General features: G+C 71.0%; 16 protein-coding genes. All 16 read left to right on the top strand.

All coding sequences use genetic code 11. The annotated features are described in order from the left end of the window. Nucleotides 1–61 precede the first annotated feature (61 nt). The 16 genes from ACVW19_RS01275 to ACVW19_RS01200 all read left to right on the top strand — a co-directional run bounded on the left by ACVW19_RS01275 (nt 62) and on the right by ACVW19_RS01200 (nt 12,810). Complete coding sequence (locus tag ACVW19_RS01275; RefSeq protein ID WP_457455729.1) at nt 62–259, top strand: hypothetical protein; 198 nt, start codon at nt 62–64, stop codon at nt 257–259. Between the two features lie 187 nt (nt 260–446). Then, nucleotides 447–845, top strand: coding sequence for a hypothetical protein (locus ACVW19_RS01270; protein WP_457455727.1), 399 nt, complete (start codon nt 447–449; stop codon nt 843–845). Between the two features lie 79 nt (nt 846–924). Then, nucleotides 925–1,752 (top strand): class I SAM-dependent methyltransferase, encoded by an 828-nt coding sequence (locus tag ACVW19_RS01265; RefSeq protein WP_457455725.1) that lies wholly within the window; start codon nt 925–927, stop codon nt 1,750–1,752. 115 nt (nt 1,753–1,867) lie between these two features. Beyond that, on the top strand, nt 1,868–2,164 hold the full coding sequence (locus ACVW19_RS01260) for a hypothetical protein (RefSeq protein WP_457455724.1): 297 nt from the start codon (nt 1,868–1,870) through the stop codon (nt 2,162–2,164). A 71-nt stretch (nt 2,165–2,235) separates the two neighbouring features. Next, complete coding sequence (locus ACVW19_RS01255) at nt 2,236–3,282, top strand: hypothetical protein (protein WP_457455722.1); 1,047 nt, start codon at nt 2,236–2,238, stop codon at nt 3,280–3,282. Between the two features lie 114 nt (nt 3,283–3,396). Then, nucleotides 3,397–3,627, top strand: a complete 231-nt coding sequence (locus tag ACVW19_RS01250; protein WP_457455720.1) for a hypothetical protein — start codon at nt 3,397–3,399, stop codon at nt 3,625–3,627. 67 nt (nt 3,628–3,694) lie between these two features. After that, entirely contained in the window at nt 3,695–4,579 is an 885-nt protein-coding gene (locus tag ACVW19_RS01245) for a hypothetical protein (protein WP_457455718.1), read from the top strand. Between the two features lie 114 nt (nt 4,580–4,693). Then, complete coding sequence (locus ACVW19_RS01240; RefSeq protein ID WP_457455716.1) at nt 4,694–6,490, top strand: DNA cytosine methyltransferase; 1,797 nt, start codon at nt 4,694–4,696, stop codon at nt 6,488–6,490. A gap of 114 nt (nt 6,491–6,604) precedes the next feature. Continuing rightward, nucleotides 6,605–7,396: a magnesium chelatase domain-containing protein gene (locus tag ACVW19_RS01235; protein ID WP_457455714.1), complete on the top strand. Its 792-nt coding sequence runs from the start codon at nt 6,605–6,607 to the stop codon at nt 7,394–7,396. A gap of 114 nt (nt 7,397–7,510) precedes the next feature. After that, nucleotides 7,511–8,680 (top strand): magnesium chelatase domain-containing protein, encoded by a 1,170-nt coding sequence (locus tag ACVW19_RS01230; RefSeq protein ID WP_457455712.1) that lies wholly within the window; start codon nt 7,511–7,513, stop codon nt 8,678–8,680. Between the two features lie 82 nt (nt 8,681–8,762). Then, nucleotides 8,763–9,332 carry a hypothetical protein gene (locus ACVW19_RS01225; protein WP_457455710.1) on the top strand — a complete coding sequence of 190 codons (570 nt, stop codon included), beginning with the start codon at nt 8,763–8,765 and terminating at the stop codon, nt 9,330–9,332. An 82-nt stretch (nt 9,333–9,414) separates the two neighbouring features. Beyond that, the gene (locus ACVW19_RS01220; protein ID WP_457455707.1) at nt 9,415–10,083 is read left to right on the top strand and encodes a hypothetical protein; all 669 of its coding nucleotides are present in this window, start codon (nt 9,415–9,417) and stop codon (nt 10,081–10,083) included. Between the two features lie 114 nt (nt 10,084–10,197). Beyond that, on the top strand, nt 10,198–10,512 hold the full coding sequence (locus tag ACVW19_RS01215) for a hypothetical protein (RefSeq protein ID WP_457455705.1): 315 nt from the start codon (nt 10,198–10,200) through the stop codon (nt 10,510–10,512). Nucleotides 10,513–10,684: 172 nt separating this feature from the next. Beyond that, the gene (locus ACVW19_RS01210) at nt 10,685–10,858 is read left to right on the top strand and encodes a hypothetical protein (protein ID WP_457455703.1); all 174 of its coding nucleotides are present in this window, start codon (nt 10,685–10,687) and stop codon (nt 10,856–10,858) included. 206 nt (nt 10,859–11,064) lie between these two features. Further along, the gene (locus ACVW19_RS01205) at nt 11,065–12,219 is read left to right on the top strand and encodes a ParB/RepB/Spo0J family partition protein (RefSeq protein WP_457455701.1); all 1,155 of its coding nucleotides are present in this window, start codon (nt 11,065–11,067) and stop codon (nt 12,217–12,219) included. Nucleotides 12,220–12,285: 66 nt separating this feature from the next. Further along, nucleotides 12,286–12,810, top strand: coding sequence for a hypothetical protein (locus ACVW19_RS01200; protein WP_457455700.1), 525 nt, complete (start codon nt 12,286–12,288; stop codon nt 12,808–12,810). The last annotated feature ends 1 nt before the right edge of the window (nt 12,811 follow it).

Genomic DNA, 12,811 nt, shown 5'->3' with positions numbered 1-12,811 from the left:
CCCAGGTGGGTTTGGTCAATGAAGAAGGTGTAACCAACCACCTCACCGGAAGGGGCCGGCAATGACCGCCACCACCAACTTCACCCAGCAGGCCGGAGCCCGCGACCTCCCCCACGGCTTCGCCAGGGAGGTCGCCCGACTCAGCCCGGAGAACCGGGACCTCCTGACCGCCCGCTGGGCCCGCGGCGGCTTCAAGGACGCGGGCCACGCCGAGCGCTACGCCAAGGCCATCCGGAGGGACGAGGCCACCGGCTTCTGACCCGCCGGCCTCGAGCGCCCCGCCCGCCGGGCGGGGCGCCCCGCCCCCCTGGCCGACAAGATGCCCGCCCGACCTGCGGCCCCCTTGCCGATCCTTTGACCAAATCAGCCGGTGAAGCGAGGTTATCCCGGCCGGTGGGGTCAATGAAGAAGGTGTCACACCCCACCACCCACCCCGGAGGGACCGAATGACCGCCACCGCCAAGCTCCTCCCCGCCCGCCTCGCCCAGCAGATCGCCGACCAGATCAACCAGCCCGGCGTCACCCCGACGACCGCGGCCCGGATCTTCGGCCTCCTCATCGACGCCGGATACACCGCCGAGGAGATCGGCCCCATGGCCGGAGTCCACTGGGCCCGGGTCTTCAACCGCCTCGCCTTGCGCAACCTCTCCAGCGACGGCCAGAGCATGGTCGACAGCGGAGCCCTCTCCTGCGAAAGCGGCTACTACGTCGCCCAGCTCAGCCCGCAGGGCCAGGCCGACATGCTCACCCGCATCCGCAACGGCGAGTTCGCCACCGAGAACTACATCCAGTGCGCCGCGCTCGACGTCCAGGACGCCGAAGAGGCCGCCGCAGCCACCGCCTGACCCACCCCACCACCCACAGCGCCCCGCCTCGGCGGGCGGGGCGCCCCCAGTCATGCCCGCACGCACGAAGGAGAGCCCGATGCAGATCCCCACCGACGTCCACGCCGTCCTCGCAGACCCCCGCACCGTCATCCGAGGCGACCGCGTACAGATCCCCTTCGAGCTCGCGCCCGTCCTGTACAAGCGGGTGAACGTGATGCTCCAAGACATCGGCGGCCGGTGGAACGGCCGCAAGGCGGTCCGCGCGCACGTCTTCCCCTTCCCGGTGGAGGACTTCCTGCGGGCCTGCCTCGCCGCCGGCCAGTGGCCCAGCAAGTTCGAACAGGGCTGGTACCCGACACCGCCCGCCGTCGTGTTCGACATGCTGGAGCACGCCTCCATCCGGGTCGGTCACACCGTCCTCGAGCCGTCGGCCGGAATCGGCTCGCTCGCCAAGCCCGCCGCCGAGCAGATGGGCCTCGTCGACTGCGTCGAGATCGACCCCCGCCGCGCCCACGTCCTCCGCGAGCTGGGCATTGCCCGCCAGGTCATCCAGGGCGACTTCCTCGACCTCGACCCGCTCGCCATCGACGAGCCGTACGACCGCATCCTGATGAACCCGCCGTTCTCCAACGCCATCGGGCACGTCATGCACGCTCTCGGCTTCCTGCGCGACGGCGGCACCCTCGTGGCCGTCATGCCCGAGTCGATCACCTGGCACCAGGACCGGGCCGCAGCCGACTTCCGCAAGCTGATCGCCGACGCCGAAGGCGAGACCGTCAAGCTCCCCGAGGACGCGTTCGCCCCGTCCGGAACGAACGTCCGCACCGTCCTCCTGCGCCTGGACGCCGAGCCCGGCGGCCCCCTCCCCACCCACGGCTGGCACCAGCGCCAGCCGCTCCAGCTCGACCTGTTCGCAGCGGCCTGACCTGCGGCTTCCTTGACGCTTCATTGACCAAATCCAACAGCTCATCGAGGTTACCCGGGTGGGTTTGGTCAATGAAGAAGGTGTCACCACTCACCCCCAACCAAGGGAGCCCGACATGGCCACCATCACCACCATCACCACCGCCACCGCCCAGACCGCCGCCCGCCTCACCGGCTACGGCACGGTCGCCGGAGCCCGCGCCGACCTCATGCCCTTCGGACACGAGAAGGAGGCGATGAGGGAGGCAGCCATCAAGGCCCACTCCCTGGCCCAGGCGCTGGAGCGGGGCGAGGACTTCACCCCGGAGCGGTTCGAGCTGCTCGCCCGCCAGATCGACGACGAGATGGCCTTCGCGGGCGAGAAGCGGCTCCCCGCCCGCACCGACGAGTGGCTCGCCCTCTTCACCGCCTGACCCGCACAGCCCACGGCGCCCCGCCCGCCGGGCGGGGCGCCCCCTCACCCACCTCACGAGAGGCAAGCACCATGACCAGCACGACCCCGGAAGTCAGCAAGTCCGAACTGGCAGGCGCGCTCGGCCTCGTCGCCCAGATCGTCCAGGCCCGAGTCGACGAGCTCGGCACCCCCAACGAAGGCCGCGCCCTCCTGGACCGCAGGGCCTGCCTTCAGGTGGCGGCCGGCCTGCCGCCCACGGCCCGCTTCGACAGGCACGCCTGGGACAAGGCATGGCGGGCCAGCCGCCTGGACGGCAGCAGGCCCTACCGCAAGGCGCTGTACGAGCAGATGTGCCAGACGCTGGCCGACGAGCTCGAAGACGAAGACGGCCGGTGGGAGGGCCGCCGCGACCCTGCCGAGATCCGCAGGGTGGCCTGTCGGCTCCGGAGCATCGAGACCAGGGTCTGCATCGACGACACGCTCGGCCCGTTCGACGCCAGGGTCGACCCGCACAACCTGTGGAACGGCTTCGTCTCACCCAGCTTCACCCTGGACGCCGTCCGCGAGCTGGCCGCCCAGACCCAGCGGCAGGCCGAGGAGTGCGGCGCCACCTCCGTCGAAACCGTGCACGTCACGGAGGTCGACGAAACGGACCGCGACGGCAACCCGCTGGCGGTCGTCATGCGCGTCTCATGGGCGTACCTGAAAGAGGCAGGCGCCCAGGCGGCCACCCTCATCATCGAGCCCGACGAGGAGGGCCGGTACAGCATCGGCGGCTGGGAATGGGCGTGGGACTACGCGTCTTGGTGGTGCCTGTGCGGCGAGGGCTGCAACTGGCACGTCCCCCGGTGCGAGGACTGCGGAATGCTCCGCGAGCAGTCCTTGGCGCTCAAGGAAGCCGCGCCCGGCATCGGCGAGATCCTGCGCAGGCTGGCCCCCGAGGCGACCGCGGTCCTCTTCGAGGCCAACGGCGCACCCCGCATCGTCGGTGTGACGGCCGGCAGCACCGAGCTGCACCTCGGCGACGGCGGCCCGTTCGACACCGAAACGCTCGGCGAGGCCGACGCCGCCCTGCAGGCCGCACTCGGCAGCGACCTGACCGCCAGCGGCCCCCACTGGCTCGGCATCGCGGCCTGACCTGCGGCTTCCTTGCCGATTTTTCGACCAAATCAATCGGTTTAACGAGGTTACCCCGGTGGGTGGGGTCAATGAAGAAGGTGTCACCACCCACCACAACCAAGGGAGCCCGACATGGCCACCAACACCGCCATCGAGGAGAAGGCCCAGGCCGGAGACACCTTCCCTCTCACCCGTGAGGCGATGGAACTCCTCGCCCCCTGGCTCCACGAGACGCTCACCGCCCAGGACCGGCACGACGACAACGCGGACCGGTGCCAACTCCTCACCGAGATCCTCCGCCTCTCCCACGACCTCTACGGCACCCCGGCCCCCTCCCGCGACACCTGTATCTGCCGCGGATGACCCCCCCGGGGGGGCGGGGGCCGCACCGGCGGCCCCCGCCCCCACCCACACGAGACAAGGACGTCACATGACCGACCAGACCCCCACCCGCTCCGCCTACCGGCTCCCCGCCGCCAAGACGCTCGGCGAGGCCGTCGACCAGGCCCTGAACGGCGCCCGGGACGCGCACGAGCAGCTCGGCCGCGTCATGGTCGTCGTCACCGCCGCAGGCGTCCGTGACATCCTCACCGGCCACCAGCCCGACGCCCCGTTCGATGCGAGCGCGGTCGAGCTCGTCGAGGGCGCGGACAGCTCGCTGTTCCCCACCGGCCGGTACTGGACGATGGCCGGTGAGGAGCGCGACTTCGTCCAGGCCGTCGGCATGACCGAGGCCGCGAACGCCGTGCACGACATGAGCGGGTGGACGGCGTACCTGAACGACAACACCCGCGACGTCTGGCGCCCGCTGTGCGGCGAGCTGGACGACCGCGACGGGCGGCCGGCCTTCGCCCTCGACCTCCTCCGCGCGGCAGCCCTCACCCTCGACGAGCCGCGCCCCGCCGAGGCGGCCCACGAGCCGCGCCCGCTGGTGGAGGTCATGGTCTGCGCGAACGACCGCGATCGCTACCCGGCCCTCGTGGACCCCGACGACCAGCGTGACGGGTTCGTGAAGCCGTGGTTCGACCTCGACACCGTCCACCGGATCGCCGCCGACACCCAGGCGGAGGCCGCCCGCTACGGGCACGGCTCGACCGACACCGTGCACGTCATCGATGGCACCGTCGACCAGACCGGGCACGCGGTCGTGCTGGTCGTCTCGTGGATGTACCTCGGCAGCGAGTGGCGGGAGGGCGCGATCCAGGTCCTCCAGCCGAAGGCCGGACGGTACGCGGTCGGCGGCCACGACTGGTGCTGGTACGCGCTCTCGAACGACCTGATGCCGCTCATCCCGTTCCAGCCCGAGGCGCTCTGAGCAGCGGCTTCCTGACGATTCTTTGACCAAACCCGCCGGGATAACGAGGTTGCCCCGGCGGGTCGGGTCAATGATCGAGGACGTAACACCCACCCACTCGGAACGGAGCGGCCGATGCCCTACATCTCCACCACCACCCGCACGATGGCCTCGGCCGACAGCGGCGCCCAGACGTACGCCCGCCGCCGGCGAGCCAAGACGTACAAGCATGACGGCACCGAGCTGAGCGTCATGGACTGGTTCTGCGGCGCCGGCGGCTCCACCCAGGGCGCGGACGCCGTCCCGAACGTCAAGGTCACCCGGGCCGCCAACCACTGGCGCAAGGCCATCGAGAGCCACGAGCGGAACTTCCCCGGCGTCGCCCACTACATCGGCGACATCCGCAAGGCCCCGGTCTGGGCCTGGCCGATCACAGACATCCACTGGGGCTCGCCCGAGTGCACTCGATGGAGTATCGCCCAGGGGAAAAAGCGGAACTTCGCGAAGGCCGTCCAGGGCGACCTCCTCGACCTGTACGCGGAGCTGGAGGAGGAGAAGTTCCAGACGGCCGACGAGCGTGACAGCGGCCCCACCGCGGAGGAGGAGGCCAGCCGGGCGCTGATGGAGGAGATCCCGCTCTACCTGCGGGGCGTCATCGAGCGCGGTGGGTTGGTCAAGGCGGGGGTCGTCGAGAACGTGGTCGACGTCCGGCAGTGGGCCGAGTGGGACCGCTGGATCGCGGAGTTCCACAAGATGGGCTACCGGACCAGGCTGGTCGCGCTGAACTCGATGCACGCCGACCCGCGCAGCGTCCACCGCGCCCCGCAGTCCCGTGACCGCCTGTACCTCGTCTACTGGCACAAGAGCCTCGGCCGGAACCCGAACTTCGAGAAGTGGCTGGCGCCCTCGGCGTTCTGCACCAGCTGCGACCAGATGGTCAAGGCGCGGCAGGTGTTCCGGAAGCCGGGCGTCGACATGGGCCGGTACAAGAGCCAGTACGACTACCGGTGCCCGAACACGAAGTGCGGCCACCAGATCGTGGAGCCCGAGACGGTCCCGGCCGCGGCGGCCATCGACTGGTCGATCGCGGGCGGCCGGATCGGCGACCGTGACAAGCCGCTGGCGGAGAAGACGATGCGGCGCATCCAGGCCGGGCTGGACAAGTTCGCCCGCCCGCTGATGGTGCCCACCGGCGGCACCTGGCGGGACGCGGCCACCGACCTGCTGGAGCCGATGCCGACCCGCACCACCCGCGAGAACGACGCGCTGGCGGTCCCGCCGCTCCTGGTCCCCTGCGACGGCCGGGAGGGCAAGAACGCCCGCACGATCTACGGGCCGATGCAGACCCAGACCGCCAGGGCCGAGGCAGGGCTCGCGTGGCTGCCGTTCATCACCGAGATCCGAGGCGGCTCCAGCGACGTCCGCGCGGTCACCGACCCGCTCGCGACGGTCTGCGCCTCCGGCAACCATCACGGCCTGGCCGCCGCCCCGATGCCGGGCATGATGATGCGGAACAACGGCTCCACCGGCGACGGCGGCGAGCACTGCACCAGCCTGGCCGACCCGATGCGGACCCTCACCACCACCGGCCACCAGTCCCTCGTCACCTGGGAACCGTTCCTGGCCCCGTACTACGGCAACGGGACGCCGCGCCCGGTCAGCGAGCCCGTCGGCGCCCTCTCCACCCGCGACCGCTTCGCGCTCGTCCAGGGCGACGTGAAGATCGAGGACGTCCTGTTCAGGATGTTGCAGCCTCACGAGATCCAGAGGGCGATGGCCTTCGCCGACGACTACGTGGTGCTCGGCTCGAAGCGGGACCGCGTCCGTCAGCTCGGGAACGCGGTCACCCCGAACGCCTCGGAGGTGCTGATCTGCCTGCTCGCCGAGTGCATCACCGGCGAGGAGATCAGCCGCTACGACCTGGCCGCCTGACCTGCGGCTTCACTGACGATTCCTTGACCAAACCCACCCGGATAACGAGGTTATCCGGGTGGGCTTGCGGAAGGATGAATGCGCGACACACCACCAACCACCAGGGAGCCAGCCATGACCGCCACCCAGGCCCGCGACTTCATCATCATCGGCCGCCTCGACGCCGCCAGCTACACCCTGTGGGACATCGCGCCCGCCCCGACCGACCTCTCCCGTCGGCAGAGGGTGGTCGAGGAGCTGGGCGTCGAGACCGGCGACGCCTTCGGCCAGGTGGACATCGTCCAGGGCGCCACCGCGACCGAGGCCCTCGACAGCTTCCTCGGCGGCCTGCGGTGGGCGTCCGGCAACCCCGACTTCGCTCTGGCCCCGAACAGCAACACCGACGGCCTGGCCCTCGTCTCCGTCTCCGCGTACGGCGCCGCCAAGGGCGGGGTGGTGCCGGTCGACGTGTCACTGACGCCCGGCCCGGACAGCTTCCAGATCATCGGCTGGCACCCGTACGACAGCACGGCCCACGCGCGGATCCGGGGGGCGATGGAGGCCGGAGGCTTCACCTTCCCCAGCGGCATGCTGGTCGCCCGGATCGCCGACCACCACAACGTGGCCGGCACGCTCGACCTCGCGACCGCCTGCGCCATCCTCGGCGCCGGCGGCCAGCTCGACCCGCGCGTGCTCAGCCAGATCGTCCTCCTCGGCGAACTGAACGGCTTCAGCGGGGCGGTCGAAACCCTGCCCGGCGTCACCGATGCGGCCCGCACCGCGCACCTCAACGGCTACCGCACCGTCTTCGTCCCCGCCCGCCAGGCCCAGGACGTGCGGGCTCTCGGCCTCGGCCTCAACGTCATCGGCGTCCGCGACCTCACCGAGGCGGTTGCCACCCTCCGGGCCTTGGCGGACCTGGTCTGACCGACGGCTTCACTGACGATTCCTTGACCAAACCCACCCGGATAACGAGGTTATCCGGGTGGGCTTGCGGAAGGATGAATGCGCGACACACCACCAACCACCAGGGAGCCAGCCATGACCGCCACCCAGGCCCGCGACTTCATGCGGCGCTGCAACGCCGAGTTCGTCAAGGCCGTCACCCCGGCCACCAACCAAGAGAACCTTGCCCTCCAGATCGCCCCGATGACCGCGGCCCTCTCCCACGCCACCGAGGTCGCCCGGCAGCGCACCACCGACGCCCGCCAGTGCTTCCACCTCGTCACCCTCGACTACGCCGCCCGCCTCATCCGCGAGGCCCTCCCCGACGCCGCCGCCATCACCGTCGACACCAGCGACGGCGAGCTGCACGAGGTCCGCGACAACAGCGGCAAGGCCCTGTACCGCGCCCCCTTCACCCCGGCCAGCCCCCTGTGCGACAGCCTCGCCGACGACATCGAGGGCCTGTTCCGGCAGCTGCTCCCGTTCGGCGGGCTGGAAGAGACCGGCTGGGAGACCGCAGCCGAGGGCGAGCCGTACCGGTCGATCCTCCTCCCTCCCGGCGCCCAGCCCGGCACCGCGGCCGCCGAGTTCCCCGCAAGCCGGGCGCACGGCTCGATCCACGCCGAGTACACCCCCGGCGTCACCCCGGCATTCGAACTCGACGGCCTCGACGACGCGTGCATCCGGGAGACCCGCGACCGGATCCGCGCGGCCATCGCGAACAGCAACCTGGAGTGGCAGCCGGGCCGCATGAAGGTCGTCGCCCACTGGACGGTCGCCTCCGGCTACAGCGCCGATCTGGCGATCGCCTGCACCGCGCTCGCCGCAGCCGGCGCCATCGACCCGGCCGCACTGAACGGCGTAGCCCTCATCGGTGAGCTGGGGCTCGACGGCCGGGTCCGCTCCGTCCACGACGTCACCAGCGCCGTCCGCATGGCCCAGGACGCCGGATGCCGGAAGTGCATCGTGGCCACCGACGACTTCGACGAGGCCAGCAAGAACATCGACGTCACCGTGGTCGGCGTCCAGACGCTGGACTCGGTCCTCGCGTTCCTCGAGGAGATGCACGAGAAGCCCACCACCACCACCACCGCGCCCGACACCCCACGGCACGGGACGCCGGGGGAGGACGCCGGACAGTGCGCCCAGTGCGACCGGCTGCTCGTCTGGGACGCCAGCGGCCGGGGCGTGAACGACCGGATGGGCGAGAAGCTCTGCTCCCGGCCCAACGGCACCGGCTACTTCGTCCACGTCCTGGCTGATTGAGAAGCAGCCGACGGGCCGGGGAGCAGGCAGCGCTCCCTGGCCCCGGCACCCCCTCCACCCCGACACGCCGAAAGGGCACCCCATGACCGTCCCCCGCAGGTTCCTGGCCGAATGGTTCGAAGACGCCTACCAGGACGCCGCCAAGCAACGGCGCCAGCTCCTCGACCGCGGCGTCTTCTGCATCGCCTGCCTCATCCGCGAGGAACTGCCCACCGCCACCGCCATCACCGTCCACGCCGGCGTCCTGGTCGCCGTCCACGACGGCGAGGGAACGATCTGGCGCTTCAACGACGAGACCACGCGCGGCAAGCTGGGCGACCGGGACCGCGCGACCATCCGGAACACGCTCCTGGACATGAGCACCTTCGCGAGCATCAGCATCCCCCTCGTGGACGCCGGCTGGAAACAGGTCCGGGACCAGCCCGACGTCTACCGCATCGACCTGCCCGAGACCACCGGCCAGGACGCCACCCCGGCCGTCAGTGACCGGCCGCAAGGGACGCCGGGGGAGGACGCCGGGAAGCGCGGCCAGTGCGACCGGCCGCTGATCTGTGACGGCAGCGGCAAGCGGGTGAACGACGAGGGGGGCGAGTACTTCTGCTTCGGCCCCTGCTGCGAGGGCGGCAAAGCCGTCCACGTCCTGCAGGGCTGACCGCACAGACCGTGGGCCGGGGAACAGGCAGCGCTCCCCGGCCCCGCCCTCATCCTCCACCCACCCGAGAAAGGGCACCCCGATGGACTGGAAGCCGCGCCCCATCCGCCTCCCCGACGACCACCTTCCCCACGGCCTGGACAGCGGCCGGCCCACCTGCCGCCCGTGCGGCATTGCCTGGCCCTGCGGCACCGCGGGGGAGCACCTGCGGGAAAGCCGCTGTTTGTGCGGCGCGGCCAGCTGGTGGGAGAAGAACGGCCCCCGCAACTGGCACGTCGGCCCCCGCTGCTACACCGACCGCGACGTCGTCCTCGCCCAGGCCGCCGACCTCCGCGCGGCCCGCGAGGCGCACCCGCACTACCCGCCGAGCCACTACTACCCGCCGAAGCCCGCCCGGCCGGTGCGGCAGCGCCCGCCCTACAGGAAGCACACCCCGGCCGGGCCCGGCGACGTGAACCTCGGCACGTGGGTCTGGGTCCGCCCAGGTGCACTGCACCCCGGATGGGGGGACATCCACCAGCTGGCCATGGTCGCCGCCCTCGGCCTCTCCATGTGCGAGGTCTGGCTGATCCTCGACGGCACCGTGCACACCGCCCGCGCCGACCTCCTCATCCCCGCCGTGTCCGGCAGCCGACGCCGCGAGCGGGTGCCCGAGTGGACCAGGTGGACGGTCGCCGAGCACCTCGTCCACGGGCAGCCCGCCGCACCCCCGGCGCCCGAGCCGGTACAAGCCGAGCTGTTCGCGTCCTGACCTGCGATTTCCCTGACGATTCCTTGACCAAACCCGCCGGGTTAACGGGGTTGGCCAGGAGGGTTGGCGGAAGGATGAATGCAGATCAACCACCCACCCACCGGGGAGCGAGCGATGGACCTCACCACCCTCACCAAGGAAATCGAGCTGATCGCAGGCGCGGGCGACGCGGGCGACGCGCTCGACCTGATGCGCCGGCTGGTCCGAGGCGGCAGGACCGAATGGGCCGTGGCCGTCCGCCGGTCGGTCACCCGCGGCGAGCTCGACAGTGAGGCGCTGCTGAAGGCCGGAGAGACCCTCCGTCAGCAGGCGGCCGAGCGCCACGAGAAGGCCCGCCGTGAGCTGATGAAGGCCACCCGCGACCTGATCCGCCACGGCGGCGACAACGTCATCACCCGCGCGGCCCGCCAGCTGGCCCCCCACATCTGACGGATGGCCGCCACGCCCGCGCCCCACCTCGGGGCGCGGGCGGCGGCATGTGGCCTGACCTGCGGGTTCCTTGCCGATCCCTTGGCCAAACTCATTGGTTTAACGAGGTTACCCCGGCGGGTTGGCGGAATGATGAATGCACGAACACCAACCACTACCCAGGGAGCGCACGATGGCCCGCATGCTCGCCAAGACCAACCCCGGCTACCGCCGGGCCTGCCGGTACGCCCGCCGCGGCTGCACCTGCTACTACTTCCCCGGCCAGTACGGCGGCAAGGCCCGCCGGGCCCGCAAGCGCTCGGCCCGCCAGGCCGAGAAGCGCGAGCTGCGCCGCGCCGAGCACTGACGGCCGGGCGGCCGGCCGCCCCTGAGCGGACGGCGTGACGGGCCCCGGCCCGGTGCGCGCCGCCCGCCCAAGAGCCGTCATCGAGGCTGTGACCTGCGGATACTTGCCGATTCCTTGACCAAATCAATCGTGATAACGAGGTTATCCCGGAGGGTTGGCGGAATGATGAATGCGCGACACACCACCCACCCACCCAGGAGGACGCCATGACCGCCACCACCACCAAGGCCACCAAGAAGGCGACGGACAAGAAGGCGGCACCGGCGAAGAAGCCGACCGCCCGCAAGACCCCCGCCCAGAAGGCGGCCCCGGTGGCGCCGGCGGCGCCGGCCGAACTCAAGACCGGCCTCAAGACGATCCCCACCGACCGCATCGACCGCGACGAGAACCAGCCCCGCGAGGTCTTCGACGAGGAGAAGCTGCAGGAGCTGGCCGACAGCCTGAAAGAGGTCGGCCAGCAGCAGGCCATCACCGTCCGCTACGTGCCCGCCACCAAGCGGTACGCGATCATCTCGGGCGAGCGGCGCTGGCGGGCGGCCCAGATGGCCGGACTCACCGAGATGCACGCCATGATCGTCCACGGCCTGGAGGGCGGCGCCGAAACCCTGGAGACCTTCTCCCGGTCGGTGGCCGAGAACCTCGGCCGCGCGGACATGACCCCCCTCGAGGAAGCGCGGGCGTTCCAGAGGCTGGTGGACTTCGGCCTCACCCCCGAAGAGGTCGCCAAGCGGGTCGGCAAGAGCTTCAACTTCGTCGACCTCCGGCTCGCACTCCTGAAGCTCGTGCCCGCCGTCCAGGAAGCACTCCTCAAGGGCCACGTCCCGGTCGGCCTCGCCTGGTACGCGGCCCAGATCAGCCCCGCCAACCAGAACGCGTTCATCGCCCGCTGGAGCCGAGGCCAGTTCTCCACCATCAGGGACGCTGAGGGCTTCTGCCAGCGGGTGCGGTCCGAGGAGCAGGAGGCGGCCAGCCAGAGCGTGATGTTCGTCCTGGCCGAAGAGGCGCCCGACCCGGGCAAGGTCGACGACAGCATGTTCCCCGAGCTGGCCGAGGCCGACATCGACCGGCGGGAGCGGATCGTGAGCGACCGCAACAAGCTGGTCAGCAAGATCGGCAAGCTCGGCGCGGCCGGCGAGATCCTGCTGGAGATCGCCAGCATGGACCCGGACGAGCTGGCGCTCCTCCTCGCTGGTGCGCACGGCGGGATCCCCGGCAACCGGATGCGCATCGACCACCTGCGGCAGGTCGCCACGAAGGCCAGTCAGAACCTCGCCAAGGCCGCCACCGCGGCTACCGTCCGCGCCGGCGCCCTCCGCATCGCCCCCGACGCCGAGGCCACCCAGACCACCGACACCGCCTGACCCGGGCGGCACCACGGGGCCCCGGACAGGCCGGGGCCCCTACCTCTCAGGAAGGACACAGCCAGAATGCTCGACCTCAGCAAGCTCGACCTCGAAGCACCCGAACCGCCCGTGGAACGAAGGAGGGTGGTGCAACCGCTGGAGCTGGCGACCACCCGCTACCAGAACTGGCGCCCCGACAGCGGCTACCTGCCGGTGGGCATCACCGTCGGAAAGCCGCGGTTCGTGCGCTTCAGCTACCTCAGCATCAAGGCCCTCGCCCCGTACGAGCTGATGCAGGGACCGCTCAAGGGCGTGAACAACATCCCGCTAGAGCGCAGGGTGTACCGCGAGCGGCTGCGGATGTACGAGCACGAGATCCTGACCGCGCTCCAGGACATCGCCCGCGCGCACCCGGGCACCCCGGCGTGCCTGATGTGCTTCGAGGACGTCAACGGCAAGGACGGCCCGGACGGCTGCCACCGCCGCTGGTACGCCCAGTGGGCGGACGAGCGATACGGCTGGGACATCCCGGAACTCCCCAACCCGGCCGACGCGGCACCGGCCCAGCCCCGCAGGCCCAAGCCGCCCGCCCCGCCGACGCTGTTCTGAC

The organism is Streptomyces sp. TE5632, from assembly GCF_054061295.1.
The sequence above is the reverse complement of the archived record's forward strand: the minus strand, read 5'-3'. Positions and strand labels throughout refer to the sequence as shown.

Coding starts and splice junctions, on each gene's coding strand:
- ACVW19_RS01250 (WP_457455720.1), top strand. CDS start 3,397: ATGGCCACCAACACCGCCATCGAGGAGAAGGCCCAGGCCGGAGACACC.
- ACVW19_RS01270 (WP_457455727.1), top strand. CDS start 447: ATGACCGCCACCGCCAAGCTCCTCCCCGCCCGCCTCGCCCAGCAGATC.
- ACVW19_RS01240 (WP_457455716.1), top strand. CDS start 4,694: ATGCCCTACATCTCCACCACCACCCGCACGATGGCCTCGGCCGACAGC.
- ACVW19_RS01275 (WP_457455729.1), top strand. CDS start 62: ATGACCGCCACCACCAACTTCACCCAGCAGGCCGGAGCCCGCGACCTC.
- ACVW19_RS01265 (WP_457455725.1), top strand. CDS start 925: ATGCAGATCCCCACCGACGTCCACGCCGTCCTCGCAGACCCCCGCACC.
- ACVW19_RS01230 (WP_457455712.1), top strand. CDS start 7,511: ATGACCGCCACCCAGGCCCGCGACTTCATGCGGCGCTGCAACGCCGAG.
- ACVW19_RS01205 (WP_457455701.1), top strand. CDS start 11,065: ATGACCGCCACCACCACCAAGGCCACCAAGAAGGCGACGGACAAGAAG.
- ACVW19_RS01200 (WP_457455700.1), top strand. CDS start 12,286: ATGCTCGACCTCAGCAAGCTCGACCTCGAAGCACCCGAACCGCCCGTG.
- ACVW19_RS01225 (WP_457455710.1), top strand. CDS start 8,763: ATGACCGTCCCCCGCAGGTTCCTGGCCGAATGGTTCGAAGACGCCTAC.
- ACVW19_RS01245 (WP_457455718.1), top strand. CDS start 3,695: ATGACCGACCAGACCCCCACCCGCTCCGCCTACCGGCTCCCCGCCGCC.
- ACVW19_RS01220 (WP_457455707.1), top strand. CDS start 9,415: ATGGACTGGAAGCCGCGCCCCATCCGCCTCCCCGACGACCACCTTCCC.
- ACVW19_RS01215 (WP_457455705.1), top strand. CDS start 10,198: ATGGACCTCACCACCCTCACCAAGGAAATCGAGCTGATCGCAGGCGCG.
- ACVW19_RS01235 (WP_457455714.1), top strand. CDS start 6,605: ATGACCGCCACCCAGGCCCGCGACTTCATCATCATCGGCCGCCTCGAC.
- ACVW19_RS01255 (WP_457455722.1), top strand. CDS start 2,236: ATGACCAGCACGACCCCGGAAGTCAGCAAGTCCGAACTGGCAGGCGCG.
- ACVW19_RS01260 (WP_457455724.1), top strand. CDS start 1,868: ATGGCCACCATCACCACCATCACCACCGCCACCGCCCAGACCGCCGCC.
- ACVW19_RS01210 (WP_457455703.1), top strand. CDS start 10,685: ATGGCCCGCATGCTCGCCAAGACCAACCCCGGCTACCGCCGGGCCTGC.